Here is a 25419-nt window from a genome sequence, read left to right as displayed (position 1 = left end):
TCCGTCCCTGAAGGATCCCTGAGAGGATCAGGCAATTCTATGCGAGCGGCGGCCCATGACCGCCGGGGTCCGCGTGCCTAGCGTTGACGGCATGGCAGAGCACAGCACACATCTTCCGCAGCCCACCCGCCTTCCGCGGCGCACCCTCGGCGGGCAGGGCCTCGCGGCCGGCGCGATCGGTCTCGGCACCATGGGCATGACGATGGCCTACGGCACCCCGGACGAGCGGAGCAGCCTCGACACCCTGCACCGGGCCCATGAGCTCGGGGTCACCCTCTTCGACACGGCCGAGCTGTACGGCCTGGGCACCGGCAGCAACGAGCAGCTCCTCGGGCGGGCCGTGAAGGGCTTCCGGGACGAGATCCTGATCGCGACCAAGTTCGGCTTCGACCTGTCCGACCCGACGCGGATCGGCCACTCCCTGGACAGCCGTCCCGAGCACATCCGCGAGGTCACCGAGAACAGCCTGCGGTACCTGGGCACGGACCGGATCGACGTGCTGTACCAGCACCGCGTCGACCCCGGCGTCCCCATCGAGGAGGTGGCGGGTACGGTCGGCGAGCTGATCGCCGAAGGCAAGGTCCGGTTCCTCGGGCTGAGCGAGGCCGGGCCGGAGACGATCCGCCGGGCGCACGCCGTGCACCCGGTGTCGGTGCTCCAGACCGAGTACTCGGTGTTCGAGCGGGCCGTGGAGGCCGAGATCCTGCCGGTGCTCCGGGAGCTGGGCATCGGCTTCGTGCCGTACTCCCCGCTGGGGCGCGGCTTCCTCACCGGAGCGGTCAAGCCCGCCGCCGAGTACGAGGCGGGCGACATGCGGCACACCATGGACGAGCGCTGGAAGCCCGGCAACTACGAGCGGAACGTCGCCGCGGTGCGCGAGCTGACCGCCCTCGCGGAGAGCAAGGGCCGCACGGTCACCCAGCTCGCGCTGGCCTGGCTGCTGGCGCAGGGCGACGACATCGTGCCGATCCCGGGCACGCGGAGCCCGCGGCGGCTGGCGGAGAACGTGGCCGCGGCGCACGTCACCCTCACGCCCGAAGATCTGGCGCGCGTCCAGGAGATCCTCCCGCACGGGGCGGCCGGCTCCCGCTACCCGGCGGGGGTCATGCCCACCTGGCAGTAGTCCGGGGGTCCGGCGGGTGCCGCGCCCCCGGTGCCCTACGCCGGGCTCGTCACCGCCGCCAGCCGGTGCACGTCCTTCGCCGTGCCGGTGACGCCGGAGAGGAAGCCCTGCGCCCGGGGGGACGCGTTCTCCGTCAGCCAGGCCGGGTCGATGTCGCAGACGGCGACGCGGACGCCCGTACCGACCAGGGCGAGCGGCAGGGTGTGCACGACCGTCGACGGGAAGCTCAGGATCGTCCGGCCGATGGGGCCCCTGCGGGCGATCAGCTCCAGGGGGAGGTCCGGGCGGACTATCTCCAGGCCGGTCTCGGCCGCGAGGCGGTGCAGCTTCTCGGTGCTCTCGCGGCGGTGCGCGAAGTAGCGGGTCGCGCCGTGCGCCTTCGCCAGGGTCTGGACGGCCTCCAGGTAGCGGTCGCCGTCCACGACGCCGGTCTCCACCAGCGAGGTGCCGACCATGTCGGCGCCCTTGGTGATGCGCGGCGGGCCGAAGCGGGCCCGGGTCCAGCCGAAGTCGTTCGCGGTGACCGTCACCCCGGCCGGCGTCTCCGTCATCGGCATGGAGGAGAAGACCTCCACCCGGCGGCGGTCGCTGGGGGTGAGGCGGCGGCGGGCCGAGGAGGACACCGGGGCGAACAGCAGGTCCCGGGCGCCGGGTCTGCCGCCCTTGCGGTGCCAGCGCACCAGGCGTTCGCCGCGCGCCAGTTGGGCGACGAACTCCATCGTGGCCGTGCCGTCGTCGACGACGACCAGGTCATGGGCGCGGGTGATGGTCAGGAGCAGTTGTACGTAGCGGGAGAACGGGTCCCCCATGACGATCCGGTCGGCCCGGCGGAGGGAACCCGCCAGGCCGCCGATCGTCTGGAAGGGGGCGGTGGTGCCGCCCCGTGCTTCCTCCCAGCGGACCCGGTAGCCCTCGTCACGGGCCAGGTCCGCCATACGGCGCAGCTGACCCCGGGTCATCGGGTCCGTCGGGGCCAGGACGACGATCGTGAGTTCCGCGCCGGGTGCCGCCGCCGATATGGCGGCCGATGCGCGACGGGCCTGGGCAGGCACCGTCGGCACCGGCTCCGCCGCCCCGCGCAGGGCGTGGACATGCGCCCACTCCAGCACGTTCAGCAGCTGCACCGGACTCTCGACGAACGCGAGTGTGGGGGGGCCGGTGTTCCCGGCGCGGGGGCTCATCGACGTACGACCGTCCCGTCGTCGTAACAAAAGGATCAGACCTGGACCGGCTCGCCGGCGGCCGCGGCGATCTCCGCCTCGGCGACGACACCGGTGACGCGGCGCAGCTTCTTCATCGGGCCGAGCTCGGAGTCGTAGACCTTCTTGACGCCGTCGCCGAGGGACTCGGAGATGATGCGGATGTCGCGGACCAGGCGGGTCAGGCCCTGCGGCTCGACCGAGGCGGCCTGGTCGGAGCCCCACATGGCACGGTCGAGGGTGATGTGACGCTCGACGAAGGTGGCGCCGAGCGCGACCGCGGCGAGGGTGGTCTGGAGGCCCGTCTCGTGGCCGGAGTAGCCGATCGGCACGTTCGGGTACTCCTTCTCCAGCGTGTTGATCACGCGGAGGTTCAGCTCGTCGGCCTTCGCCGGGTAGGTGGAGGTGGCGTGGCACATGAGGATGTTGTCCGAGCCGAGGACCTCGACCGCGTGGCGGATCTGCTTCGGGGTCGACATGCCGGTGGAGAGGATGACCGCACGGCCGGTGGCGCGCAGCGCCTTCAGCAGCTCGTCGTCCGTGAGGGAGGCGGAGGCGACCTTGTGGGCGGGGACGTCGAACTTCTCCAGGAAGGCGACGGCCTCGGTGTCCCACGGGGAGGCGAACCAGGCGATGTTCTTGCTCTTGCAGTACTCGTCGATCTGGCGGTACTCGTCCTCACCGAACTCCACGCGGTGGCGGTAGTCGATGTAGGTCATGCGGCCCCAGGGGGTGTCGCGCTCGATGTCCCACTGGTCGCGCGGGGTGCAGATCTCCGGGGTGCGCTTCTGGAACTTGACCGCGTCACAGCCGGCCTCGGCGGCGACGTCGATCAGCTTGAAGGCGTTCTCCAGCTCACCGTTGTGGTTGATGCCGATCTCGCCGCAGATGTAGACGGGCTTGCCGGGGCCGACCTCACGGGAACCGAACTGGCGCAGACGGGAGTTGCTCATGACTGTGGGGTGTCCTTACTTCGGGAGGGAATCGAGAGAGGGGCCGAGGATCCAGCTGGCGATCTCTCGGATCGCGCCGTCACCGCCGGGGAGGGTGGTGACCGCGCGTGCGGCGCCGCGTACGACGTCGTGGGCGCTCGCGACCGCCACGGGCCAGCCGGCTACGGCGAAGCACGGGAGGTCATTGACGTCGTTTCCGACGTAGAGCACGCGCTCGGGAGCGATGCCCTGCTCCTCGCACCACTGCTTGAGTGCGAGGTCCTTGCGGTCGATGCCGTGCAGGACCGGAATCTGTAGCTTCCGGGCCCGGGCGGCGACGACCGGGTTCTGCTCCGTGGAGAGGATCAGCATCTTCAGCCCGCTCTTGCGCAGGGCGGCGATGCCGAGTCCGTCGCCGCGGTGCACGGAGACGAACTCCTTTCCATCGGCGTCGATCAGCACCCGGTCGTCGGTCTGGGTGCCGTCGAAGTCCAGTACGACCGCGTCGACGTCGTCGGCGGTCGGGAGGGCGCCGGGGCGGTCCGCGTCGAAGAGCGGGGCCAGGGCGCGGGCGCGCGCGAGCTCGTGGTGGTCGTCGATCTCCAGTACGCGCGCGGGGTCGGTCCGCACCAGTTCGGTGTGGCCGAAGAAGCGGTGCTGGTGCTCGCGGAAGCCGTCGGCGCGCATCGCGTAGGCGGCGCCGGTCTCCAGGAAGTCCTGGGGGCGGTCCTGCCGGCGCGGGCGGAACGACTTGTCGTGGTTGACGCCGAAGCCGCCGCTGGCGGACGCCTCGTCGGCGCCGACCGGCACCGGGGCGTGCACCTCGTCGCGCCAGACGAAACCGTGGAAGGGGGCGACGGTCAGGGCCGTGTCGGCGCCGTTCTCGACGATCGCGCCGACCACTCCGTCGATGTCCTCGCGGACGATGAACGGGCTGGTGCACTGCACGAGCAGGACGACGTCGACGGTGGCGCCGTGCAGCGCCTCGTGGGCGTCCATGGCGTGCAGGACGGCGGCCTCGGAGGTGGCGGTGTCACCGGCGATGGCGGCCGGACGCAGCACGACCTCGGCGCCGGCCGAGCGGGCGGCCGCGGCGATCGCCTGGTCGTCGGTGGAGACGACCACGTCGGTGACCAGGCGGGAGGCGACGCACTCGCGGACCGCGCGGGCGACCAGCGGGACGCCGCCGACCGGGGCGAGGTTCTTCGCGGGGACGCCCTTGGAGCCGCCCCGGGCGGGGATCACGGCGAGGACGCGGGGCAGTACGGCCCCTTCGGGGTGGGACATCGGCTCTGTTCCTTCAGGTCCGTCATGCGCCGAGGACGCCTGGTTCGGGATCCGGTCGCTCACAGCTCTCCCATTCGTCGGATCACGGGGGCCACCCGCTGGACGCCGTGGCGGTAGGCGCCGCGCGCGGCCCGGCGCACGATCTGGCGGACGGGTCCCGGGGCCTTGTCGGCGGCGGGCGCACCGGGGAGCGGTACGCCGTCGGGGCCGAGGTGGTGGCGGGCCAGGATGCCGGGCAGATAGCCGGACGCGGTCTCGGGTGTGTAGTACGGGTTCAGGGGCGGCAGCCCGCCGGGCCGGGCGAGCAGCTTGGCGATCCGCTCGCGGCCCGCGTCGAAGGCGGTGGCGTACGTGCCGTCGGCCGCGACGCCCTGCCGTGAGACCCACTCGGCGTCGGGCACCGGGCGGTGTCCGGCGTCGAGCCGGTCCCAGGAGGCGAGGCAGCCGGAGCCGACGAAGTGGTGGTTGCCGAGCCCCTCGCGGATGCCGAGGTCGGTGAGGACCACGGTCGGGATCCGCCGGTGCAGCGACTCCAGGGCGGCCGTCGAGCTCATGGTGACCAGGAGGTCGGTGCGGTCGAGGACCTCGCCCATGTGCCCGTACACGAGCTTGAAGTTGGCGGGCACGTCCTTGCCCTGGACCAGCTTCTGGTACGGCAGTTCCTCGATGTGGGTGGTGTGCTCGCCGGGCTTGGAGCGCAGCTTGAGCAGCACCTCGCGCTCGGGGTGCTGCCGGGCGTGCCGGATCAGCCGGTCGAGCAGGTACGTACGGTCCTTGCGGCTCTCCGGCACCGAGGGCTGGGCCGCGAACACCACGGTGTAGGGGTCGTGTTCACCTTCGTACGGCTCCCCGCCGAGGAAGGGCAGCGCGACCTCGGTGACCGCCGAGGAGTCGGCGCCCACCCCGTCGTACACCTCGCGGAAACGGTCCGCGTCCTGGCGGGAGTTGGCGAGGACCAGGTCCGCGCCGTGCCGCAGCAGCAGGCCGTCGGCGAGCTTCTCGTAGACGACGCCGACATAGCCGGTGACGACGACGGGCCGCTTCTCCCGGCCGGCGAAGGCGCTGCGCAGCCCGTGCAGCATGGCCTGGACCCCGCCGCCGACGAGGGAGAGCACGAGGATGTCGTACGACTCCGCGCCGTCGGGGGCGGCTTCCGTGCCCGAGGGGCCGGCTTCCATGGCACGCAGGAACTCGACGGCGGTCACCTCGCGGAGCGAGTCCGCGTGGACGCCGACCTCCTGGAGCTGACGGGCGGTGGGGGTGGCACGGCCCCGCAGGAGGAAACCGTCGAGCCGGATGTCCGATCTGTCGCTTTCGTTGGGGATCAGGCGCTTCGCGGTGAGCGCCCCCCACTTCCACCGAGTGTCGGAATCCGCCAGGACGGCCACCCGCAGAGACTTCGTTGCACTTGCTGGCACGTCTCAGACGCTAGGAAGCCATTCCGAGGATCTCCCCAACCCGAATCCAACAAAAGGTTAACAACACATCTCCGGACGGCGAATCAGCCCAGGATTACCAATCAAAAAGTCCTGGTTCATGACTTCGCCACATGTCGTTCACCTGGTATCAAGGCGCCGGTCAAGACGCGCGACGGAGGCTCCTCTAACGTCCCCCACGTGGTCAAGCTCTCCGTCATCGTGCCGTTCTACAACGTGCAGCAATACGCGCCCGACACCCTGAGGAGCCTGCGCGCGAACGCGCGTGAGGACTTCGAATTCATTCTCGTCGACGACTGCTCGACCGACGGGACACCAGAGATTCTCGCGCGAGCCGAGCGCGAGCTCCCTGGCGCCGTCCATGTCAGACACGAGAAGAACGGAGGGCTGGCCACCGCGCGCAACACCGGCATCGACAAAGCGCGCGGTGAGTACGTCACCTTCCTGGACGGCGACGACTGGCTCGCGCCGGGTTACTACCCCCAGCTGGTGGGTGCCATCGAGTCGCTGGGCTGCGACTTCGTGCGCACCGACCATGTGCAGTGCACCGCCCGGGCCCGCACCGTGCACCGGGTGCCGGTCGGCCGCCGCGGCGTCGTGCTCAACCCGCGGGACGCGATCCTGCCGACCGACCGGACCACCTCCGTCGACTACGCCTACGCGTGGGCGGGGGTCTATCACCGCCGTCTGGTGGACAAGGGCCTCGTGCATTTCACGGACGGCCTTCGGACGGCCGAGGACCGGCCGTGGATCTGGAAGCTGCACCGGGAGGCCGAGTCCTTCGCCGCGGTGAACCTGCTCGGCGTCTTCTATCGGCGTGGCGTAGCCTCGTCACTCACGCAGATCGGGGATGTCCGTCAGCTCGATTTCATTCGCGCGTTCGACCAGGTGATCGAGGAAACCGCACAGGACGCCGACGCGAAGGAGCTCCTGCCGAAGGCCGTCCGCACGTATTGCGCCATCATTTCCCATCACCTGGGATCCATCGAAAGGTTCGAGCCCGCGGTGGCGAAGAAGCTGAAATCAATGAGTGCCGCGGCACTGCGGCGCATGCCGCAGGACGTGCTGGACGACGCGCTGGACTCCATGGACCTCCAGCGCGCCACCAAGCTGCGCCGGCTGCGCCGCCGTCCCGCCCCCGCGGGAGCCGCCGCGTGACCACCCAGATCTTCCAGGCGTCCACGCTCTACGGCACGGCCACCCTCGCCGCCGCCCTGGACTCCGGCGCCTTCCGCCCGGCCGACCGGCGCATCCTGCTGGTCTGCAACAACGCGGCGACCCCCGAGACCACCCCGGGCCTGGACGAGGCGCCCGGCTTCGAGCGGCTGCGCGACCGCTTCGACGACGTGATCTCGTACAACGAGACGATCTTCCCGTTCCACCCCGGCGGCTGGGCCCCCCGGCCGGAGGACTTCCCGCTGTGGGAACGCTTCCTGCGCCACGAGTGGCAGCTGGGCGACGACGACATCGAGTTCGCCGTCGAGTCGATCCAGGTCAACCCCTCGCAGAGCCTCACCCAGATGTTCTCCGGCGCCCCGGTCACGGTCTACGCCGACGGCCTGATGAGCTACGGCCCGACCCGCAACAAGATCGACCCGCTGGTCGGCACCCGCGTCGACCGGGTCCTCCACCTCGACCTGGTGCCGGGCCTCAAGCCCATGCTGCTCACCGAGTTCGGTGTCGACGGCGAGGTCGTACCGACCGCCGCGTTCACCAAGGTGCTCGCCGAACTCGCGCCCAGCGGCGACGAGTTGCCCGAGATCGACGAACCGGCCCTGCTGCTCGGCCAGTACCTCTCCGCGCTCGGCATCCTCTCCGCCGAGCAGGAGGAGAACCTGCACGTACGGATGCTCAAGGGCGCCGTCGAACTCGGCCACACCAAGGTCGTGTTCAAGCCGCACCCCTCCGCCCCGGCCCGCTTCGCCCGGACCCTGGAGCAGGAGGCCGAGAAGCTCAAGGTCGACCTCACCGTCCTGGACACCACCGTCCTCGCCGAGGTGCTCTACCAGCGGATGCGTCCCGCCCTGGTCGTCGGCTGCTTCTCCACCGCGCTGCTCACCGCGTCCGCCCTGTACGGGCTGCCGACCGCCTGTGTCGGCACCGACACCCTGCTGGACAAGCTCACCCCGTACGAGAACAGCAACCGGGTCCCGGTCACCGTCGTCGACGCGCTGATCCCCGAGCTCACCGACCGCAAGGCGGTCGAGCAGCAGCGGCCGCGGATGAGCGTCGAGGCGCTCGGTGAGCTGATCCGGGCGGTGGGGTTCGCGATGCAGCCGAGGATCCATCCGCAGCTGCGGGCGGAGACCGAGCGGTATCTGACGAAGCATCTGAACGACACGACCATCCGGTACTTCAAGCGGAAGCGGCTGACCTCGCTGGGGCTGCCTGGTGGGGTGCCGTCGCAGTTGTCGTTCCCGCTGCGGAACGCGACGGTGCGGCGGATGGCGCGCAAGGCGCGGAACCTGCGGCGGGTTGTTCGCCGGTAAGTTCCGCAGTTTGTCGGCTGCGGCGCCGTTGGGGCTGGTCGCGCAGCTCCCCGCGCCCCTTACGGGGCGCTGTCCAACCGCTTCTCGAAGGGGCGGGTCCGGATCTCCGGGCCCGCCCCTTCGGGGTTTAGCGGCCCAGGATCTTCCTGATCGTGGCGCGGTTGTCCTCGGTGACCTTCCAGAGCTGTTCCTGCCGGTCGTGCACGTCGGCGACGGTACGGCTGTGGTTGTCGAGGATGCCGACGGCGCGCTCGGTGAGGATGTCGCCGAGGTTCTTCTCGTGGACCGAGACGCCCCACTCGGGCCGCTCGATGTCGTTGAGGAAGTACGCCATCTTCGGGTGCGAGATGAGCGAGATGATGGGCGTGCCGACACCGAACGGGATCATGCCGGCGTGCCCGCGCATGCCGATGACCAGGCGGGTCTTGGCGTACGTCTCGCGGATCTCGTCGTTGGAGAAGTCGTACATCGGGATGACCGGGAGCGAGATGCCGTGCTCGCGGCGCAGGTCGAAGGCGATCTTCTCGTCGTCGAGGGAGTGCGCGACGCACTTGACCTCGGTGTGCTCGCCGATCTTGCGGACGGCCTTGGCCATCTCGGCGAGGAAGTGCGCGTAGTCGTGGCCGAAGCGCAGCCCCGCGCGGTCGTAGGCCGCGTTGAGCATGACCGTGTCCTCGCGGTACAGCGGGTCGGTCCAACCGGCCACCAGCTGGCGCATGACCGTGGTGGGGCAGGGCTGGAAGACGACCTTGTCCTGGAGCTCCGGCGGGAGCATGCCGCGGACCTTGGCGATGGAGCCGTGGTTGCGCAGGCCGAAGAAGGAGGACTTCTCGACGAGCAGGCGCAGGCTCTGGTTGAAGCGCTGGGCCCGGTAGGACTGGCCGTCGAAGGCGTTGAAGCCGACGGCGTAGATCATGATCGGGACGTCGATGGCGCGCAGGTGCTCGTCCGGGACGTTCCACTGCCAGGCGCTGTTGCCGTTGGGCATGGTGTCCGGGATGAACAGGCCGCCGCCGCCGATGACCAGACCCCGGCGGGCGTTGACCCGCTCCACGGCGGCCTGGTCGAAGTAGCGGTGGGCGTGCACGGAGTGCCAGCGCCGGGAGGTGGTGTCCGGGCCGAAGCCGAGCCGGACGGTCTCCGGGAGCAGCTTGTCGCCCGCGTTGCCCTGCCGGTCCATGTAGAACGCGACGTGCGCCAGCTGGTCCTCGGCGCTGCCCTGCTCCTGGGAGGGGACGGCGGCCGCGCGCTGGGCCCACAGGCGGCTGGAGCGGTGGGTCGGGTCGACGGTGAGGCCGGCCGTGGCGTACCGCAGGGCCTCGGTGTTGTCGCCGTGCACCCAGGCGATCTGGGCGAGCCTGGAGAAGGCGGTGGCGGCCCGGTTGGGGGCGGCGCTGGCGAGCAGCAGCTGGGTCTTGGCCTCGTCGTAGCGGGAGACGCTCATCAGGGCGTGCCCGAGGACCTCGTGCGGCCAGGCCTCGTCCAACGGGATGTGGACGCTGCTCATGACGTCCACGGCGTCCTGGTAGTCGCCGGCCGAGATGTGCGCGGCGGCCACCTTGCGGGCGATCTCGACGTCACCGGTGCGCTTGACGTGCGGGGTGCCGTAGTGGACGACCAGGTCGTGGTGGAGGCCGCCGGAGGAGGCGAAGTAGGCCGCGTGGAACTCGGCGTCCGTCATCTCGAACTCGCGCCAGCGGTCCTCGGCCTGCGCGTAGCCGGACTCGCCGCCCTGCCAGGGCTTGTGACGCCCGGTGAAGTGCAGGATCTTCGTCTCCTCGGGGACCGGGAGGTCGCCGGAGAGCCGCCGCTTGACGAAGTTGTACTTGGCGTCGAGGCGGACGAAGTCGCCGTCCAGGACGGCGTTCAGGATGCCCTGGTCGTGCTTGTCCAGCTCGTAGTCGCCGCTGCGGCCGGTCTTGTCGATCTTCGCGCAGAACTCGTCGGACAGGTACTCCTTCTGGATCACCAGAAGACCCGAGTTCAGCTTGTGCTGCCCGTAGAAGAACTGCGGGACGGCCGCGAGGCCCTCGCGCAGCTCCAGGAGCTCGCCGAGACCGCCGAGGACGACCATGTCGGTGTCCAGGGTGATGACCGTGTCGTAGTCCCGCAGCCGGAAGATGTCGAGGATGAAGTACGCCTTGCGGACCAGGTAGTTGTCCTGGTCGCCCTTGACGTACGAGTCGTAGTGCGTGTCGTTGACCCGCTGGAGCACGATGCGCGGGTGCAGGGCGCGGATCTTCGCGATGGAGGCCGGGCGCAGGTCGTCGTAGAGCACGACGAAGTCCTCGCAGACGCCCGGGTTGGACAGGGCGAGGCTGCGCAGCAGGACCAGGAAGCCGGGCAGGTAGTTCTCGTCCACGTAGGACGCGAAGGCGACCCGGCGCTTCTTGGTGAGGGCGGTCGCGTCGGTGTTCGGTATCGCCGAGGTGAAGGTGGTCGTCATCGCAGGGAGATCCTCATGTCCGTCACGCTCTGGGCCCGCTGCATGACCCAGTCCTTCTCGCTGGTGTATTCGTGCACGGAGGTGATGGCGAGCTTCATGGCCTCCTGCACGCGGTACGCGCCGCTCTCGTAGAAGTCGAAGCCGATCAGGTCCAGGGTCGGGCTGACGTCCAGGAAGTCCAGCAGCCAGAGCATGTTGAAGCCGGAGGTCGGGATGCCCGACCAGGCGTCGGCGCCGATCTGCCCGATGTTCCGCATCGGCCAGCGCAGCGACTCGTCACCGAGGTACTTCTGCGCGCCGGGGACCAGCTTGTTGCGCAGCGAGTGCTTCCAGTCGCCCGAGACGCCACCGAAGATCAGCCGGGTGGTCACCGGCTTCTCCCAGTTGAACGCGTGCTTGTGGATGCTGACGTGGATGTCGGTGCGCTCACCGGTGTTCTTCGGGTCGATCTTGTACGAGTTGAAGCGCACGACCAGGTCGTAGTTGTCGATCTCCTTGCCCATGCCGCTCGCGCCGACCCGGCCCGAGTTGGCGATCAGGCAGACCGACTTGCCGGCGATCTGGTTGCGGAACTCGCCGAGGCTGATCCACTGCACGCCGTCGACGGTCGGGTTGCCGACCGGGCCGCGCATCCGGATGCGGCGCTGCTCGGCGTAGAGCGCGACGGCCTCGGTGACACCGGCGTCGTTGCCCTCGGCGAGACGCAGGTCGAGGTACTGGCTGAGCAGCTCCTGCCGGTCGTTCACCGGCGCCTCGTCCTCGGCGAGGGCGAGCAGCGCGCCGACCAGGCGGGGCTCGGCGGCCTGCCAGTCGCCGACGGCCTGCAGGGCGAGGCCCTCGGCCCAGGTGGCGGTGGAGGGCGCCCGGACGTGGTCCGCGGCGGCCGGGACCTGGCGCTTGAGGAGGTCGAGGAGTTCGCTTTCGCGTTCGCCGGCGCGGCGCAGGCCGGATATCCGGTTGGCGACGCCGAAGCCGTCGTCCTTGGTGAGCTCCAGGTAGCGCTCGTAGGCCTCGATGGCCTCGCGCTCCTCGCCGAGCCCCTCCAGGATGCGGGCGCGCAGCCGCCAGCCGGCGCGGGAGTTCTTGCGCTGGGCGAGAACCGTGTCGCTGATCACCAGGGCGAGGTTCAGCTCGTCGTTGTAACCGCACTCCAGCGCCTTGTTGGCGACCGCGAGCAGAGCGTCCAGCAGGTCGTTGTTGATACCGCCGGAGGGGCTGGCCGCGCCCTTGACGGCGCGCTTCAGAAGCGCCGTCGCACCGCCGGCCGGGGCGGGCGCGGGAGTGGTGGTGCCTTCCGTGGCGACGACCACCAGCAGCTTGCGCAGCTGCTCCGCGAGTTCCGCGCGACGGCGGTCGAGGCTGCCGACCACTTTGCCGCTGTGCACAGCGCAGGCGTGCAGGCAGTCGTCCAGCTCCCCTCCGCGCGCAGGTGCCCGCCTGTTCTGGACCCTCGTCATAACTCTCCTGATTTTGCCAAGCAAAGCTTGTGCAACCGCTGTGTGTGGTGGGGTGACCCGCATCGGGGGGATGGATGGAGAAACTAGGAAGCCAAAACGACTATATGGTTAACGAACCCCTACGGGTAAGAGAATGGTTAGCAGGTTCACCGCACACTTTCTATGATTCCCCCAGGTGACGGTATGGGACTTCCCACGTCCCGGGGACTTCGGAAACAGATCGGATGATTAGCCGCCCGGGCCCGGGTAGGCATCCCGGACCATGTCTCTCGCGACCCCCACACTGGCGCCCCCGCCTGCGCAGATCCCGGTCGTCCCGGCCCCACCCGGACACCTCCGCACCCGACTTCTCGCCCTCGACGGACTGCGGCTCGTCGCCGCCCTGATGGTCTGCCTCTACCACTACGCGGGACGCGGCGGAGTGGTCTCCGCGTCCTGGCACCAGAACCCCGCCCAGGTCTTCCCGACCCTGTCCGGGGCGGCCGCATACGGCTGTCTCGGCGTCGAGTTCTTCTTCGTCATCAGCGGCTTCGTGATCTGCATGAGCAGCTGGGGCCGCCCCCTCGGCGACTTCTTCCGCTCCCGCGTCGCCCGCCTCTACCCCGCCTACTGGGTCGCCGTGACATTGGTCACCGGCGCATCCCTGGTGCTGCCGGCCGTCGTGCACGCGGTCCGCACCGACGAGTTCCTGGTCAACCTGACCATGCTGCAACAGCCGTTGGGCGCGCCCCGCGTCCTCGGCGTCTGCTGGACCCTCTGGGTCGAGGTGCGCTTCTACGCCCTGTTCGCGCTGCTCGTCGTCCTGCCCGGGGTCACCTACCGCCGGGTGGTGCTGTTCTGCTCGGTGTGGACCCTGGCCGCCGTGCTGAGCACCTCGGCCGGCGGCTCCTGGACCGAGCTGGTCGTCATGCCCCATTACGCCCCGTACTTCGTCGGCGGCCTGGCCCTCTACCTCGTCCACCGCTTCGGGAACCGGCTGCTGCCCTGGGGCATCGTGGCGCTCTCCTGGATCCTCGGGCTGCGCATGGCCACGGAGGGGCTGTGGCACACCGGATCGCCCCGCGCCCCGCACGTCGTGATGCTGGTCGTCACGCTCGCGTTCGCCGCGGTGGCGGCGGTCGCGGCGGGCTGGACCAGGTGGGCGGCCTGGCCCTGGCTGACCACGGCCGGGGCGCTGACGTACCCCTTCTACCTGGTGCACGAACACCTCGGATGGTTCGTGATCCGGGTGCTGCGCCGGGGCTGGGGAGTGCCCCCCTGGCCCACCCTTCTGATCACGGTGTGCGGAATGCTCGGACTGGCCTGGCTGATCCACCGTTTCGTGGAGACACCGGTGGGGCCGCGATTGAAAAGGGCATTGCGAAATTCGTAATTCAGTCTGAATTCACTTCTCGTTAACTTTTGGGGGACTTGGCCCGCCGTTCATCTCTCCGTCGATTTCGGAGCTGTGCGGCGGGCATGCGCCCCCTATGACCACCACCCAGGAAACGACCCGCCCGCCCCGCCGGCTCGACGACGTGCCCGGCTGGTTCCCCGTACTCGACCAGGTGCTCTTCGACTGGTTCCTCGGCCGGCAGGAGAGCGCAGGCCTGCGCGGCGACCTCCTGGAGGTCGGGGTCTACCTGGGCAAGAGCGCGATCTTCACCGGCCGGCACCTGCGGTCCGGCGAGTCCTTCACCGTCTGCGACCTGTTCGAGGGCGACGCGCCCGACGACGCGAACCGGGCGGAGTCCACGAAGTCGTACGGCCGGCTGACCCGGCGGCTCTTCGAGGAGAACTACCTCGCCTTCCACGACGAACTGCCCCGGGTGCTACAGGGCCCCAGCAGCGTGGTGCCGGCCGAAGTCCCGCCCCGCTCCTGCCGGTTCGTGCATGTCGACGCCTCGCACCTGTACGCGCATGTGCACGGTGACATAGGGGCGGCGCACGATCTGCTGCTGCCCGACGGGATCCTGGTCCTCGACGACTTCCGCTCCGAGCACACGCCCGGCGTCTCCGTAGCGGCGTGGGAGGCGGTCCTCAACCGGGGGCTGAGCCCGGTCTGCCTCAGCACGCAGAAGCTGTACGGGACGTGGGGGGACCCCGGGCCGGTGCAGGAGGAGTTGATCGAGATGGTGCGGGGGCGGGCCGACTGCCATCTGAGCATGCAGGAGGCGGCGGGGCACCGGATCATCCGGCTGAAGTCGAAGGGGATGCGGGGGGTGGGGTTTCCGGAGTCCCGGTACGCGGATCTGCCGGAACCTCCGGTGGAGGCGACGGCTCCCGCGGTGGCCCCGGCGGCGGTGGCGCGGGGGCGGAGCCGGGTGCGGCGGGTGGCGGTGGATCTGCTGCCGCCGGTGCTGACGCGGGCGCTGCGGAGGGTTGTGCGGTAGCGCCCACGGGGGTGCCGCGAGGGATTGTCGGGCGGGTGCGGGTGTGTGGGGGCTGGTCGCGCAGTTCCCCGCGCCCCTGGGGAACTGGGGCGCGCGTCAGTTGATCTTGTACCGTGCGCTGATTCCGGCGAGCACCAACTCCAACCCGTCCTCGAAGTGGGTGTCGTAGTCGGTGAAGATCTCTCGGCCCGCGGCGGCCGAGAGGGGGAAGTCGGCTAGCAGGCGGGCGCGTTCGTCGGGGTCGTAGCCTTCTCGGCGTTCGCCCGGGAGGGGGTGGACGCCCTGTTCCTCGGTGACGAAGCCGATGGTGTAGGCGTTGGCCGTCATGCCCGCCCGGGCCGCCTGGGCGAGGGTGAAGCCGGCCTCGGTCATGGCGTGCAGGTAGGCCTCCTGGGCGGGGGCGTGCACGATGCCCGTGAAGCGTGAGCCGCTGTAGACCTTGGCGCCGTCGCGGTAGCCGAGGAGGGCCGTGCGCAGGGCGCGGCTCGTGGCGCGCAGCCGGTCCCGCCAGGTGTCGGCGGGGCCGTGGACCGTGTCCGCGAGCATCCGGCGGTAGATCTCGGTCGCCATCTCGTCGAGCAGCGCCTGCTTGTCCTTGAAGTGCCAGTACAGGGCCGGGGCCTTGACGTCGAGTTCCCGGGCGATGGCCCGGAGGGTCAGGCCGTCGAGGCCGGTCTCGTTCAGCAGGCGCAGGGCCGTGTCGGCGACCCGCCGGCGGTCGAGGGGCGCGCGTCGTTCCGTACTCACGCTTGACAGCTTAACAGCGTTAAGGGCAGCCTTGTCGGCGACGGCACTTAACAGCGTTAAGGAGATATGCGATGGATGCGCTGGATGTTCTGGTGGTGGGCGCGGGTCCCACCGGGCTCACCCTCGGCATCGACCTCGCCCGGCGCGGGGTGGACGCGCTGGTCGTGGAGGCGGGCGAGAAGCTGTTCCCGGGGTCGCGCGGCAAGGGGATCCAGCCCCGGACCCAGGAGGTCTTCGACGACCTCGGGGTGCGCGAGGCGATCCGCGCGGCCGGCGGGCTCTACCCGCCGCGGCTGGTCTGGAAGGACGGCGAACCGCAGGAGGCCGGGCCGATGTTCGACGCGGTGGCGGCGGACGAGGGCGCGCCGTACACCGAGCCGCTGATGATCGCGCAGTGGCGGACGCAGGAGGTCCTGTACGCGCGGCTGCGGGAGCTGGGCGGCCGGGTCGCGTTCGGGCGCGCGGTGGTGGACCTGGCACAGGACGCGGAGGGGGTGACGGTCCGCTTCGCCGACGGTACGACGACTCGCGCGCGGTACGTCGTGGCGGCGGACGGCGGGCGGTCGGCCGTACGGCGCGCGGTGGGCGTGGGGATGACCGGGGAGTCGGTGGACCCGAGCCCGTACCTGGTCGCCGATCTGCGGGTGCGGGGGCTGGACCGCGACCACTGGCATGTCTTCATGGGCGGCGACGGCTACGGCGTGGCACTCTGCCCGCTGGCCGGCACGGAGGACTTCCAGCTGGCGGCGAAGCTGCCGGAGGGCACCGAGGCCGACCTGTCCCTGGCGGGCGTACGGCAACTGGTGTCGGCGTACGCCCCACTGGCCGCGTCCGATGTCACCGAACTCCGCTGGGCCTCCGACTTCCGCCCGCGTGCCGCCCTCGCCGACCGCTTCCGGGCGGGCCGGGTCCTGCTGGCCGGCGACGCGGCCCATGTGCACTCCCCGGCCGGCGGCCAGGGGCTGAACACCAGCGTCCAGGACGCCTACAACCTGGGCTGGAAGCTGGGCGCGGTGCTCGGCGGGAGGGCCCCGGAGGGGCTCCTCGACACCTACGAGGAGGAGCGCCGGGCCAACGCCGCCGCCATGCTGGACCTCTCGACGGGCGTGCACCGGGGCGAGGTGCGGCGGGGCGAGGCGACGGTCCAGCTGGGGCTCGGCTACCGGGAGTCCTCGCTGGCGGAGGAGACCCGGAGGGTCCCCGGCCCGGTGCGGGCCGGGGACCGTGCGCCCGACGGACGGAACGCGGCCGGGGTGCGGATGTTCGACGCGTTCCGGGGACCGCACTGGACCCTGCTGACCCCCGAGCCGGTCGACGGGATGCGCGGCCTGCCGGCCCCAAAGTCGTACGGCCCGGGTCTGTTCCTGGTCCGCCCGGACGGCTATGTGGGCTGGGCGGGCGACACGGCCGAGGGGCTGCGGGCGTACGCGGCGCGCACCGGAGCCCTGGACGCGGGGTAGGGCGGGGAGGGCGACCGCGGTGCGGGCTCAGGCAGCGACGGCGGTCCGGGGCGTGCGCCGCAGGAGGCGGAGGCCGGCCCGTATCGCCGGGAGCAGCGCCCAGCACACGGCCGCCCAGTGGGTGACCAGCGCGACCGGGATCGAGATCAGGAAGGCCACGATCATCGCGGTCAGCCAGCTCATGATGTCCGACACGGCCTCCGGTGACGCGGAGGTGCGCAAGCCACCGGACCTGCGCAGGTCCGTGAAGGCCAGCCGGAAGAACAGGCCCGTGAGGACCTGGTTGGCCGCGTACACGATGAACTGGACCTGGAACGCGTCGGCCTCGCTGGTCAGCAGCTTCGTGGTGAACGGCGTGACGACGATCGCGAGCAGCCACAGCAGGTTCCACCGGATGGCACCGCCCGAGAGCCCGGAGACGTACCGGAACAGCCGCTGGTGGATCAGCCAGTGGACGGCGATGGCCCAGAAGCTGACCAGGAACGCGCCGTACTCCGCCAGATGCTCGCGCAGGAAGTGCAGCACCTCGCCGTTGCCGTGGACGTCCCCGGTGGGGACCGGCAGTTCCAGGGCGAGCAGGGTGATCGCGATGGCCACCACCGCGTCCGAGAAGTAGATCAGCCGCTCCGGACTCGCCGGCTGGTCCGCGGCCGCCTCCCCGGTCCCCTCCACCGCCTCGGTCGTCTCGGTCGTCGCGGTCTCCTGGGGTGTCCCGGCGGTGCTCTCTGCGCGGGTGTCGGCCATCGTCGGTTGCTTCCTTCTGCGCGGCGGAACGGGCGGCGTGAGGCGAGAGTCCAATGTTGGACGGTCCAAGCATGGCCGGTCGATCTTGCTCTGTCCACCACTGACCGGTGAATTCCGGAACGGTAGGGTGAGGCCATGAGCCTGCCCCACGCCCTTCTCGGTCTCCTGGCCGAGCAGCCAGCCAGTGGATACGACCTGCTCAAGCGGTTCGAGACAGGCCTGGCCATGGTCTGGCCCGCGCAGAAGAGCCAGGTCTACGGCGAGTTGGCCAAGCTCAGCGAGAGCGGACTGATCGAGGTCACCGGGACCGGCGCACGCCAGCGCCGCGAGTACGGCATCACCGACGCGGGGCGCGCGGAACTGCGCCGCTGGCTCACCGAGCCCGGCCTCGACCTCGCGTTCCGCAGCGCGGCCCTGCTCCGCGTCCTCTTCCTGTGGACCCTCACCCGCGAGGAGGGCGTCGAGTACCTGGAGAAGTTCGCGCAGACCAACCGTGAGCGGCTCGCCGCGCTGCAGTCCCTGCACGACGACGCCGAATGGGTCGGCGACCCCGTCCAGGTCTGCGGCTGGCTCATCCTCGAGTACGGGCTGCGCGGCTCCAAGACCTCGCAGGAGTGGGCCGACTGGGCCGCCGAGCAGCTCACCGAGCGCCTGTAGGCGCCGCGCTCAGGCGCCGGCCAGCGTCAGCTTGACCGCGAAGCCCAGGAACAGCACCCCCGCCGCCGAGGTGGCCGTCGCCGACATCCGCTTGCGGCGGCGGAACGCGTCGGCCAGCCGGGTGCCGCTGAATATGAGGGCGCTGAGGTAGAGGAAGCTGGCCAGCTGGGCGAAGGCGCCCAGGACGACGAAGGACAGCGCCGGGTAGGCGTACCCGGGGTCGACGAACTGCACGAAGAAGGCGACGAAGAACAGGATCGCCTTGGGGTTGAAGAGGCTGATCACCAGGGCCCGGCGGTACGGCCGCTCCGCCGCGGCGGCGGCGACCGGGGCCGCCTCCACCACCGCCCGCTCCTTCCGCGACCGCCACATGCGCCGGGCCGCCCGCAGCATCCCGATCGCCAGCCAGGTCAGATATCCGGCGCCCGCGTACTTCACGATCCCGAACAGCACGGCGTTGGCCTGCAACAGCGAGGCCACCCCGGCCGCCGACAGCGTCATCAGCACGGTGTCGCCGCACCACACGCCCGCGGCGGCCGTGTAACCCGCCCGGACGCCCTGGCGGGCGGCGACGGACAGCACGTACAGCGAGTTGGGGCCGGGCAGCAGGACGATCAGGACGAGTCCTGCCAGATAGGTGGGGAGATCGATGACGCCGAACATGCGAAGAAGTCTCGCACGGAGGTACGACAACGCCCCCGGCCCGGGTCAGAAGGCGTCGGTGGGGACGTACTCGCCCCACACCTCCCGCAGCGTGTCGCACACCTCGCCGACCGTCGCCCGGGCCCGCAGCGCCTCCCGCATCGGGGGCAGCACGTTGTCGTCACCCACGGCCGCCTTCCGCAGGGCGGCCAGGGCCGAGTCGACGGCCGGCCGGTCCCGTTCGGCGCGCAGCCGGGCGAGGCGTTCCGCCTGCCGGGCCTCGATGGCCGGGTCGACGCGGAGCGGCTCGTAGGGCTCCTCCTCGTCCAGGCGGAACCGGTTGACGCCCACCACCACCCGCTCCCCCGCGTCGGTCTCCCGCGCGATGCGGTACGCGTTCCGTTCGATCTCGCCCTTCTGGAAGCCCCGCTCGATCGCCGCCACCGCACCGCCCAGGTCCTCGACCCGGCGCATCAGGCCGACGGCCGCCTCCTCCACGTCGTCCGTCATCCGCTCGACCGCGTACGAACCCGCGAACGGATCCACCGTCGCCGTCACGTCGGTCTCGTGCGCCAGCACCTGCTGGGTGCGCAGCGCCAGCCGCGCGCTCCTGTCCGTGGGCAGGGCGATGGCCTCGTCGAAGGAGTTCGTGTGCAGCGACTGGGTGCCGCCGAGGACCGCGGCCAGGCCCTGGACCGCCACCCGGACCAGGTTCACCTCCGGCTGCTGCGCCGTCAGCTGGACGCCCGCCGTCTGGGTGTGGAAGCGCAGCATCATCGACCGGGGGTCCCGGGCCCCGAACTCCTCCCGCATCACCCGCGCCCAGATCCGGCGCGCGGCACGGAACTTGGCGACCTCCTCGAGGAGCGTCGTACGCGCCACGAAGAAGAAGGACAGCCGGGGGGCGAAGTCGTCCACGTCCATCCCCGCGGCGACCGCCGTCCGCACGTACGCGATGCCGTCGGCGAGGGTGAAGGCGATCTCCTGCGCGGGCGAGGCCCCCGCCTCGGCCATGTGGTAGCCGGAGATGGAGATGGTGTTCCACCTCGGGATCTCGGTCCGGCAGTAGCGGAAGATGTCCGCGGTGAGCCGCAGCGACGGCTGGGGCGGGTAGATGTACGTCCCGCGCGCGATGTACTCCTTCAGCACGTCGTTCTGGATCGTGCCGGTCAGGGCGCCGGCCGGCACGCCCTGCTCCTCCGCCACCAGCTGGTACAGCAGCAGGAGCACGGCCGCCGGGGCGTTGATCGTCATCGACGTCGACACCCGGTCCAGCGGGATCCCGTCGAACAGCACCCGCATGTCCTCGACCGAGTCGATCGCCACGCCCACCTTGCCGACCTCGCCGTGCGCGATCGGCGCGTCCGAGTCGTAGCCCATCTGGGTGGGCAGGTCGAAGGCGACGGACAGGCCCGTGGTGCCGTGGGCGATCAGCTGCCGGTAGCGGGCGTTGGACTCCGCCGCCGTACCGAAGCCCGCGTACTGGCGCACGGTCCAGGGGCGGCCGGTGTACATCGTCGGGTAGACGCCCCGGGTGAAGGGGTACGACCCCGGGTCGCCGAGTTTCTCCGCCGGGTCCCAGCCGGCCAGGGCCGACGGGCCGTAGACCGGGTCGACGGGCAGTCCGGACTCCGACTCACGGGCCATGGTGGGTGACCTCCGCAGTGCGCCTGTACGCCGGTGTGTCTCCTTCTTCCCACCATGCCCTCTTGTTCGGCGGCGGTCACGCGGGGAAGCATCCTCGGCATGAAGGTCACCGGGTTCTCGGACGCCTCCCGGATCGTGGGGCGGCCCGCCGTCGCGGTCGCCGCCCTCGCCGTGCTCGTCGGCTGCACCGCGCAGCCGACGAACGGGGACGCCAAGGGGCACTCGCCCATCCACATCGAGCTCCCGCACAGCTCCCCGCCCGGCAGGACGGCCGGGGCGAAGCCCACCCCCGCCCCCACCCCGTCCGCCGTCGAGACCACCCCGCCGCACATCGTGTACACCCGCGGCGACACCGGTACCGGCGTCCGCGAGCTGCAGGCCCGGCTGCGCCAGGTCGCCTGGCTGTTCGACGGGCCGACGGGGACCTACGACGACCTCACGGCCCAGGCGGTCAAGGGGTTCCAGGGCAGGCGCGGGCTGCCCCGGACGGGTGAGACGGACGCCGTGACCTGGCGGCGGCTGGTCGCGATGACGCACCGGCCGGGGAAGTGGGAGCTGTACCTGATGGGCGGTCAGCCGGCCGCCGCGCCCGATCGGCGCTGCCTGACCGGGCGGGTGCTGTGCATCAGCAAGACCAGCCGGACGCTGCGCTGGATGGTCGACGGGCGGACGGTGTCGACGATGTCGGTGCGGTTCGGGACGCAGTTCACCCCGACCCGTGAGGGGGTGTTCCACGTCTACTGGAAGTCACGGCACCACTTCTCGACGCTCTACCACTCCCCGATGCCGTACGCGATGTTCTTCAGCGGCGGCCAGGCGGTGCACTACTCGTACGACTTCGCGGCGCGGGGCTACGCGGGTGGCTCGCACGGCTGTGTCAACGTGCGGGACGAGGCGGCGATCTCGGAGCTGTACGCCCGGGTACGGAACGGCGACAAGGTCGTCGTGTACTGGTGAGCGGGGGTGTGGAGACGTGTGGGGCGCGGGCGGGACCGGGGGAACGTGTCCCGCCCGCGCCAATGCACGAGCCGCAGGTACGGGGGGAACCCCGGCTCTGTGCGACGGCCGATGACCAGTCGGCTCACTCTTTACTGCGCCACCGCCGCTGAAAACGTCACACCCTGCGGGAAAAAAGTTCAGCGACTTTAAAAACAGCAGGTCACAGCGTTGCCTAAAGGTCAAAGCGCGCTGTACGTCGGGGAGGGGGTGGCGACGGGCTGGTTCGGCAGCAGGGGGGCGAAGCCGGTCGGGGCGGGTGAGGCGGCGCCGTCCTCGTGGTGGTCGTTGCCCCCGCCGTTGCCGTCGCCGTCTCCGCCGCCGTTGCCGCCGGTGTGGCCCGGCCGGCCGTCGCCGTCACCGCCCTGGCCGTCGTCGCCGCCCAGGCCGTTGCCGTTGCCCTGGCCGTTGCCCTGGCCGCCCGAGCCGCCCTTGCCGTCGCCGGTGGTGCCGTCCTTGCCGGCGCTCGCGCTGGAGCCGAGGACGGTCCTGCAGAACCTGTTCACCCGGTCGGCGCCGCCCGCCAGCCCCTCCAGGGCGCGCTTGCGGTCGGCGCCAAGCGGCTTGCCGTTCAGGATGGTCCGGCAGGAGGTCAGCGCACCGCTCCACCGGCCGCCCGGGGTGCCGGCCGAGTCGGTGTCCCGCCCCCGCGGCTTGCCGGACGGGGCGGGCGAGGACGTCCCGGAGCCGCCGGACGTGGTGCCGGAGGAGGGGGTGCCGCTCTCGCCGCCGAGCAGGGACTCGGGCGAGGTCGAGCCCTGCGGCTGTGCGGGGGTGCCGGCGGCCGAGACGGAGGCCCCCGGTGCGGGGCGGTCGTCGCCGAACGGGGTCGGCAGCACACCGGTGCCCACCGCCGCGGCGACCCCGCCGAGCATGCCGACGGTCAGCGCGGCGGCGAGGGCGAACCGCGCGGGGCGGGCCCAGCCCGGGGCGCGGAGCGGTCCGGTACCGGCGCCGATCCGGAAGAGCCCCGCGTCGGCGCTCCGCCCGGTCCTTCCCGGCTGCCGCGCCAGGGCGGTCCGCTCGTCCTCGGCGGATTCGCGCGCTTTGCGGAAGGCAGCCAAAGCGGCTTCCTCACCAGGGAGTTCGGTGTCGGCGGGCACAGCCGGCACGGAGAGTGAGCCGAGCCTGCGCGCGAGGCGTTCTGCCTGGTCACGGGCGGATGCGTCGACGGCTTCCAGCGACTCACCGCGCAGCAGACGTTCCGCCGTCGCCCGGTTCAGCCACTTGTCCTGCTCGTCGGCCATCACATGTCCTTCTGCGTCCGCGAACGCGTATGCGTCACACTCGCGGATGTCACCGCACGATCATTCGGTTCCCGCTGGGGCGGCAGCGCGTCCAGGACGCCCGCCTTGTCCGGGTCGGCGCCGAGGAGTTCCGCGAGTTTCCGCAGACCCCGGTGGGCCGCCGTCCGCACGGCGCCGGCGCGTTTACCGAGGGTATCGGCGGCGGTCTTGGCGTCGAGGCCCATGACCACCCTGAGGACGACCGCCTCGGCCTGGTCCTGCGGCAGCCGGGCGATGAGGGCGAGGGTGGAGTCGGTGGTCAGCGCCTCGATGGCCTCTCCGGCGGTGTCCGACTCGGCGGCCCGGCCGGCCAGTTCCGTCTCGTCGCCGCCGATCGCGGGGCGGCGGCCGCGCATCCGTATGTGGTCGAGGGCGCGGTTGCGGGCGATCCGGGCGGCCCAGCCGCGGAACCGGTCCGCGTCGCCGCTGAACCGGTCCAGGTCCCGGGCGATCTGCAGCCAGGCCTCGGAGGCGACGTCCTCGGCGTCCGGGTCACCGACCAGCGTTCGGACGTATCCGAGCAGGCGGGGCTGGACCGCACGGTAGACGACGCGGAACGCGGTCTCGTCCCCGTCCTGTGCCGCACGTACCGCGGCGGTCAGCTCCGCGTCGTCCCCCAGCACCCGATATCCCTCTTTGCGCCTAAACCGGCGCCGCTCTCGCGGACGTGGTTCCTCGCCGTCGTGGTTCCTCAATTGATGTTCGGGGCCGTGGATGGTTGCGGTGGTCATGCGTCTTCCACGGCCCGGCGCGAACTGCACGTTACGCACTGAATCCGTTCCCCGTCCATGTCCGTACAAGATGCAACTAACTCGTGACGCCGTGGGGTGTGACAGAAAACGCAGTCATGGCGCTGAACGAAGTACGGGCCGCCGCGCGGTCCGTGCCGCGCGACGGCCGGGGCCTCTCCTGTGGGGGGTGGCGGCCCCGGCCGTTGCCTCGGTGCCGCTCGACGCGTCAACGCGGAGGCACCCGGGGCCGGTTGATCATCCGGCCGTCGACCCGCGCAGTCAGCCGCCCTTGCCGCTCGCGGACTTGCCCTTGCCCGAGTTGCCCGTGTCGACGGGCTTCTTCGTGTTGCCGGGCTTGGCCGTCTTCTTCCCGTTTGCCGCTGTCTGTGACAGCAGCTCGGCACAGTACGCGGTTACGTTCGTCTCACCGCCGGCGGCCTGGATCAGCCGTTGCCAGGCCGTCGAGTCCATCGCCCGGCCGTTGTCCTTGACCTTCTCGTAGGCCCGGCAGTGGGCCTCGGTGTCCTGCGCGGTGACGGGGCGCCCGGACGGGCCGGTGCGCCCGGGGGTGCCGGGGTCGTCCGTGGCCGGCCGGCCGACGGAGCCGCCCGGTGCGCTCGGCGCGGAGCCGGGCCGCCGGCCGTCGTCGTGGCCGTGCCCCGAGGAGTGCACGGACCCGATCGCGGCGACCGCGACGCCGCCCAGGGTGAGGCTCGCCAGGGCCATGGTCAGGGTCGCCTTCACCGAGCGGCGGACGCGTCGCTGCTCGCGCGGGCGCCAGTCGTCCCGGCGCCGGGTCCGCGCCCGGTGCGCGCCGGCGTCCCGGGCGGTCCGGAACGCGGCGACCGCCTGCCGTTCGCCCTCGGTGCCGGGGGCGTCCCCGCGGATGGCGGCGGCGAGCAGCACCTCCAGCGCCGGACCGGCGGCCCCGGCCCCGGCCCCGGCCCCGGGCACCGTGCCGTCGGGGTGCGCGTGCCGACGGCCGCGCTCGGCATCGTCGCTTCGCGGTTCACCCATGTCCCTGTCCGTCCCTGTCCGACGGCCGCCCGTCGTGGCCGCTCCTGCCGCCCCTGACGTTCCCGCCGTCGGGGGCGTCCGTCGCGTTCTCGCCGTGCGCGCCGTCCTCGGCGTTCATGTCGACTCCCCCAGCGTCCGGGAATCCTCCTGCGTCACACCCGTCGCACCCAGCCGCCGGGCCAGGCCCTTCAGCCCCCGGTGGGCGGCCGTGCGGACCGCGCCCGGGCGCTTGCCGAGCACCCGGGCGGCGGCCGGGCCGTCCAGGCCGACCACCACCCGCAGCAGCACCGCCTCCGCCTGGTCGCGGGGCAGCGAGCGGACCAGTTCCAGGGCCCGCTCGGTGGAGAGCGACTCCAGGGCCTGGTCATGGGTGCTGTGCGTGCCCGGCAGATCCAGCACGTCCTGCTCCAGCGCCGTCGACCGGGGCCGTACCTTCAGCCGGCGCAGGTGGTCCAGCGCCCGGTGCCGGCCGATGGTCGCCGTCCAGCCCCGGAAACCGGCCCCGTCGCCCTGGAACCGGCCCAGGTCCCGGGCGATTTCCAGCCAGGCGTCCGCGGCCACGTCCTCGGCGTCGTCGCCGACGATCCCGCGGAGGTAGCCGAGCAGACCGGGCTGCACCAGCCGGTACGCGACCGCGAACGCGGCCTCGTCGCCTTCCTGGGCGCGCGCCACGGCGTCACCGAGCTCGCCGTCGTGGGCCTGCGCGCGGCGGGTCCGCCCTCCCTGGCTCAACACGTTCCTCGTTCGTACC

General features: G+C 71.3%; 23 protein-coding genes. 8 read left to right on the top strand and 15 right to left on the bottom strand.

The annotated features are described in order from the left end of the window. Positions 1 to 91: 91 nt before the first annotated feature. A complete protein-coding gene (locus ACIPSJ_RS11320; protein WP_401345203.1) occupies positions 92 to 1123 on the top strand; it encodes an aldo/keto reductase in 1032 nt (343 codons plus the stop codon). A 35-nt stretch (positions 1124 to 1158) separates the two neighbouring features. On the opposite strand, the gene ACIPSJ_RS11315 is transcribed toward ACIPSJ_RS11320, so the two are convergent. The 4 genes from ACIPSJ_RS11315 to ACIPSJ_RS11300 are packed head-to-tail and all read right to left on the bottom strand — an operon-like array spanning position 1159 to position 5959. Beyond that, positions 1159 to 2304 carry a hypothetical protein gene (locus ACIPSJ_RS11315; protein ID WP_359218055.1) on the bottom strand — a complete coding sequence of 382 codons (1146 nt, stop codon included), beginning with the start codon at positions 2302 to 2304 and terminating at the stop codon, positions 1159 to 1161. A 35-nt stretch (positions 2305 to 2339) separates the two neighbouring features. After that, complete coding sequence (locus ACIPSJ_RS11310; protein ID WP_355715680.1) at positions 2340 to 3275, bottom strand: N-acetylneuraminate synthase family protein; 936 nt, start codon at positions 3273 to 3275, stop codon at positions 2340 to 2342. 15 nt (positions 3276 to 3290) lie between these two features. Beyond that, complete coding sequence (locus ACIPSJ_RS11305) at positions 3291 to 4541, bottom strand: acylneuraminate cytidylyltransferase (RefSeq protein WP_355715682.1); 1251 nt, start codon at positions 4539 to 4541, stop codon at positions 3291 to 3293. A gap of 59 nt (positions 4542 to 4600) precedes the next feature. After that, complete coding sequence (locus ACIPSJ_RS11300; RefSeq protein WP_359218052.1) at positions 4601 to 5959, bottom strand: DUF6716 putative glycosyltransferase; 1359 nt, start codon at positions 5957 to 5959, stop codon at positions 4601 to 4603. 198 nt (positions 5960 to 6157) lie between these two features. Here ACIPSJ_RS11300 and ACIPSJ_RS11295 point away from each other — a divergent pair, with 198 nt between their 5' ends. Beyond that, positions 6158 to 7135 (top strand): glycosyltransferase family 2 protein, encoded by a 978-nt coding sequence (locus tag ACIPSJ_RS11295; RefSeq protein ID WP_355715687.1) that lies wholly within the window; start codon positions 6158 to 6160, stop codon positions 7133 to 7135. Continuing rightward, entirely contained in the window at positions 7132 to 8466 is a 1335-nt protein-coding gene (locus tag ACIPSJ_RS11290) for a polysialyltransferase family glycosyltransferase (RefSeq protein ID WP_355715690.1), read from the top strand. The genes ACIPSJ_RS11295 and ACIPSJ_RS11290 overlap by 4 nt, the downstream gene beginning before the upstream one ends. Positions 8467 to 8593: 127 nt before the next feature. Here ACIPSJ_RS11290 and ACIPSJ_RS11285 read toward each other — a convergent pair whose 3' ends face one another. After that, complete coding sequence (locus tag ACIPSJ_RS11285; RefSeq protein ID WP_401345200.1) at positions 8594 to 10912, bottom strand: glycosyltransferase; 2319 nt, start codon at positions 10910 to 10912, stop codon at positions 8594 to 8596. Beyond that, positions 10909 to 12369: a glycosyltransferase family 29 protein gene (locus tag ACIPSJ_RS11280; RefSeq protein ID WP_359218047.1), complete on the bottom strand. Its 1461-nt coding sequence runs from the start codon at positions 12367 to 12369 to the stop codon at positions 10909 to 10911. The genes ACIPSJ_RS11285 and ACIPSJ_RS11280 overlap by 4 nt, the downstream gene beginning before the upstream one ends. Positions 12370 to 12631: 262 nt before the next feature. Here ACIPSJ_RS11280 and ACIPSJ_RS11275 point away from each other — a divergent pair, with 262 nt between their 5' ends. Together ACIPSJ_RS11275 and ACIPSJ_RS11270 are read left to right on the top strand one after the other, a co-directional pair. After that, the gene (locus tag ACIPSJ_RS11275; RefSeq protein ID WP_401345199.1) at positions 12632 to 13741 is read left to right on the top strand and encodes an acyltransferase family protein; all 1110 of its coding nucleotides are present in this window, start codon (positions 12632 to 12634) and stop codon (positions 13739 to 13741) included. Between the two features lie 97 nt (positions 13742 to 13838). Further along, complete coding sequence (locus ACIPSJ_RS11270; RefSeq protein WP_401345197.1) at positions 13839 to 14741, top strand: class I SAM-dependent methyltransferase; 903 nt, start codon at positions 13839 to 13841, stop codon at positions 14739 to 14741. A 96-nt stretch (positions 14742 to 14837) separates the two neighbouring features. Here ACIPSJ_RS11270 and ACIPSJ_RS11265 read toward each other — a convergent pair whose 3' ends face one another. Then, complete coding sequence (locus ACIPSJ_RS11265) at positions 14838 to 15488, bottom strand: TetR/AcrR family transcriptional regulator C-terminal domain-containing protein (RefSeq protein ID WP_401345195.1); 651 nt, start codon at positions 15486 to 15488, stop codon at positions 14838 to 14840. Positions 15489 to 15559: 71 nt separating this feature from the next. On the opposite strand from ACIPSJ_RS11265, the gene ACIPSJ_RS11260 reads away from it, so the two are divergent. Continuing rightward, a complete protein-coding gene (locus ACIPSJ_RS11260; protein ID WP_401345193.1) occupies positions 15560 to 16948 on the top strand; it encodes an FAD-dependent monooxygenase in 1389 nt (462 codons plus the stop codon). Positions 16949 to 16975: 27 nt separating this feature from the next. Here ACIPSJ_RS11260 and ACIPSJ_RS11255 read toward each other — a convergent pair whose 3' ends face one another. Further along, complete coding sequence (locus ACIPSJ_RS11255; RefSeq protein ID WP_359218037.1) at positions 16976 to 17692, bottom strand: TMEM175 family protein; 717 nt, start codon at positions 17690 to 17692, stop codon at positions 16976 to 16978. Positions 17693 to 17827: 135 nt separating this feature from the next. On the opposite strand from ACIPSJ_RS11255, the gene ACIPSJ_RS11250 reads away from it, so the two are divergent. Beyond that, positions 17828 to 18349, top strand: coding sequence for a PadR family transcriptional regulator (locus tag ACIPSJ_RS11250; protein ID WP_355715706.1), 522 nt, complete (start codon positions 17828 to 17830; stop codon positions 18347 to 18349). A gap of 9 nt (positions 18350 to 18358) precedes the next feature. Here the strand turns inward: ACIPSJ_RS11250 and leuE are convergent, their stop codons facing one another. Further along, positions 18359 to 19012, bottom strand: coding sequence for a leucine efflux protein LeuE (leuE, locus tag ACIPSJ_RS11245; RefSeq protein WP_401345190.1), 654 nt, complete (start codon positions 19010 to 19012; stop codon positions 18359 to 18361). Positions 19013 to 19057: 45 nt separating this feature from the next. After that, entirely contained in the window at positions 19058 to 20638 is a 1581-nt protein-coding gene (locus ACIPSJ_RS11240) for a methylmalonyl-CoA mutase (protein ID WP_401345188.1), read from the bottom strand. 99 nt (positions 20639 to 20737) lie between these two features. Between ACIPSJ_RS11240 and ACIPSJ_RS11235 the strand changes: the two genes are divergently transcribed. Then, the gene (locus ACIPSJ_RS11235; RefSeq protein ID WP_359218030.1) at positions 20738 to 21595 is read left to right on the top strand and encodes a L,D-transpeptidase family protein; all 858 of its coding nucleotides are present in this window, start codon (positions 20738 to 20740) and stop codon (positions 21593 to 21595) included. 221 nt (positions 21596 to 21816) lie between these two features. Here the strand turns inward: ACIPSJ_RS11235 and ACIPSJ_RS11230 are convergent, their stop codons facing one another. From ACIPSJ_RS11230 to ACIPSJ_RS11210, 5 genes are all read right to left on the bottom strand, one after another. Continuing rightward, the gene (locus tag ACIPSJ_RS11230; RefSeq protein WP_401345186.1) at positions 21817 to 22881 is read right to left on the bottom strand and encodes a hypothetical protein; all 1065 of its coding nucleotides are present in this window, start codon (positions 22879 to 22881) and stop codon (positions 21817 to 21819) included. Then, positions 22881 to 23543, bottom strand: a complete 663-nt coding sequence (locus tag ACIPSJ_RS11225) for an RNA polymerase sigma factor (RefSeq protein WP_355715721.1) — start codon at positions 23541 to 23543, stop codon at positions 22881 to 22883. Before ACIPSJ_RS11225 ends, ACIPSJ_RS11230 begins: the two co-directional genes overlap by 1 nt. A 387-nt stretch (positions 23544 to 23930) precedes the next feature. Then, positions 23931 to 24668, bottom strand: a complete 738-nt coding sequence (locus tag ACIPSJ_RS11220; protein ID WP_401345184.1) for a hypothetical protein — start codon at positions 24666 to 24668, stop codon at positions 23931 to 23933. Further along, on the bottom strand, positions 24661 to 24786 hold the full coding sequence (locus tag ACIPSJ_RS11215) for a hypothetical protein (RefSeq protein ID WP_359218024.1): 126 nt from the start codon (positions 24784 to 24786) through the stop codon (positions 24661 to 24663). The genes ACIPSJ_RS11220 and ACIPSJ_RS11215 overlap by 8 nt, the downstream gene beginning before the upstream one ends. Then, positions 24783 to 25400 carry an RNA polymerase sigma factor gene (locus ACIPSJ_RS11210; protein ID WP_359218023.1) on the bottom strand — a complete coding sequence of 206 codons (618 nt, stop codon included), beginning with the start codon at positions 25398 to 25400 and terminating at the stop codon, positions 24783 to 24785. The genes ACIPSJ_RS11215 and ACIPSJ_RS11210 overlap by 4 nt, the downstream gene beginning before the upstream one ends. Between the last annotated feature and the right edge of the window lie 19 nt (positions 25401 to 25419).

The organism is Streptomyces sp. NPDC090088, assembly GCF_044747345.1.
Classification (GTDB): Bacteria; Actinomycetota; Actinomycetes; order Streptomycetales; family Streptomycetaceae; genus Streptomyces.
The sequence above is the reverse complement of the archived record's forward strand: the minus strand, read 5'-3'. Positions and strand labels throughout refer to the sequence as shown.

What these genes read in the sequence shown, in the direction of transcription:
- ACIPSJ_RS11270 (WP_401345197.1), top strand. Translation starts at nt 13,839, where the DNA reads ATGACCACCACCCAGGAAACGACCCGCCCGCCCCGCCGGCTCGACGAC.
- ACIPSJ_RS11305 (WP_355715682.1), bottom strand. Translation starts at nt 4,541, where the DNA reads ATGTCCCACCCCGAAGGGGCCGTACTGCCCCGCGTCCTCGCCGTGATC.
- ACIPSJ_RS11240 (WP_401345188.1), bottom strand. Translation starts at nt 20,638, where the DNA reads ATGGCCCGTGAGTCGGAGTCCGGACTGCCCGTCGACCCGGTCTACGGC.
- leuE (WP_401345190.1), bottom strand. Translation starts at nt 19,012, where the DNA reads ATGTTCGGCGTCATCGATCTCCCCACCTATCTGGCAGGACTCGTCCTG.
- ACIPSJ_RS11310 (WP_355715680.1), bottom strand. Translation starts at nt 3,275, where the DNA reads ATGAGCAACTCCCGTCTGCGCCAGTTCGGTTCCCGTGAGGTCGGCCCC.
- ACIPSJ_RS11230 (WP_401345186.1), bottom strand. Translation starts at nt 22,881, where the DNA reads ATGGCCGACGAGCAGGACAAGTGGCTGAACCGGGCGACGGCGGAACGT.
- ACIPSJ_RS11285 (WP_401345200.1), bottom strand. Translation starts at nt 10,912, where the DNA reads ATGACGACCACCTTCACCTCGGCGATACCGAACACCGACGCGACCGCC.
- ACIPSJ_RS11215 (WP_359218024.1), bottom strand. Translation starts at nt 24,786, where the DNA reads ATGAACGCCGAGGACGGCGCGCACGGCGAGAACGCGACGGACGCCCCC.
- ACIPSJ_RS11320 (WP_401345203.1), top strand. Translation starts at nt 92, where the DNA reads ATGGCAGAGCACAGCACACATCTTCCGCAGCCCACCCGCCTTCCGCGG.
- ACIPSJ_RS11220 (WP_401345184.1), bottom strand. Translation starts at nt 24,668, where the DNA reads ATGGGTGAACCGCGAAGCGACGATGCCGAGCGCGGCCGTCGGCACGCG.
- ACIPSJ_RS11235 (WP_359218030.1), top strand. Translation starts at nt 20,738, where the DNA reads ATGAAGGTCACCGGGTTCTCGGACGCCTCCCGGATCGTGGGGCGGCCC.
- ACIPSJ_RS11250 (WP_355715706.1), top strand. Translation starts at nt 17,828, where the DNA reads ATGAGCCTGCCCCACGCCCTTCTCGGTCTCCTGGCCGAGCAGCCAGCC.
- ACIPSJ_RS11255 (WP_359218037.1), bottom strand. Translation starts at nt 17,692, where the DNA reads ATGGCCGACACCCGCGCAGAGAGCACCGCCGGGACACCCCAGGAGACC.
- ACIPSJ_RS11315 (WP_359218055.1), bottom strand. Translation starts at nt 2,304, where the DNA reads ATGAGCCCCCGCGCCGGGAACACCGGCCCCCCCACACTCGCGTTCGTC.
- ACIPSJ_RS11260 (WP_401345193.1), top strand. Translation starts at nt 15,560, where the DNA reads ATGGATGCGCTGGATGTTCTGGTGGTGGGCGCGGGTCCCACCGGGCTC.
- ACIPSJ_RS11280 (WP_359218047.1), bottom strand. Translation starts at nt 12,369, where the DNA reads ATGACGAGGGTCCAGAACAGGCGGGCACCTGCGCGCGGAGGGGAGCTG.
- ACIPSJ_RS11275 (WP_401345199.1), top strand. Translation starts at nt 12,632, where the DNA reads ATGTCTCTCGCGACCCCCACACTGGCGCCCCCGCCTGCGCAGATCCCG.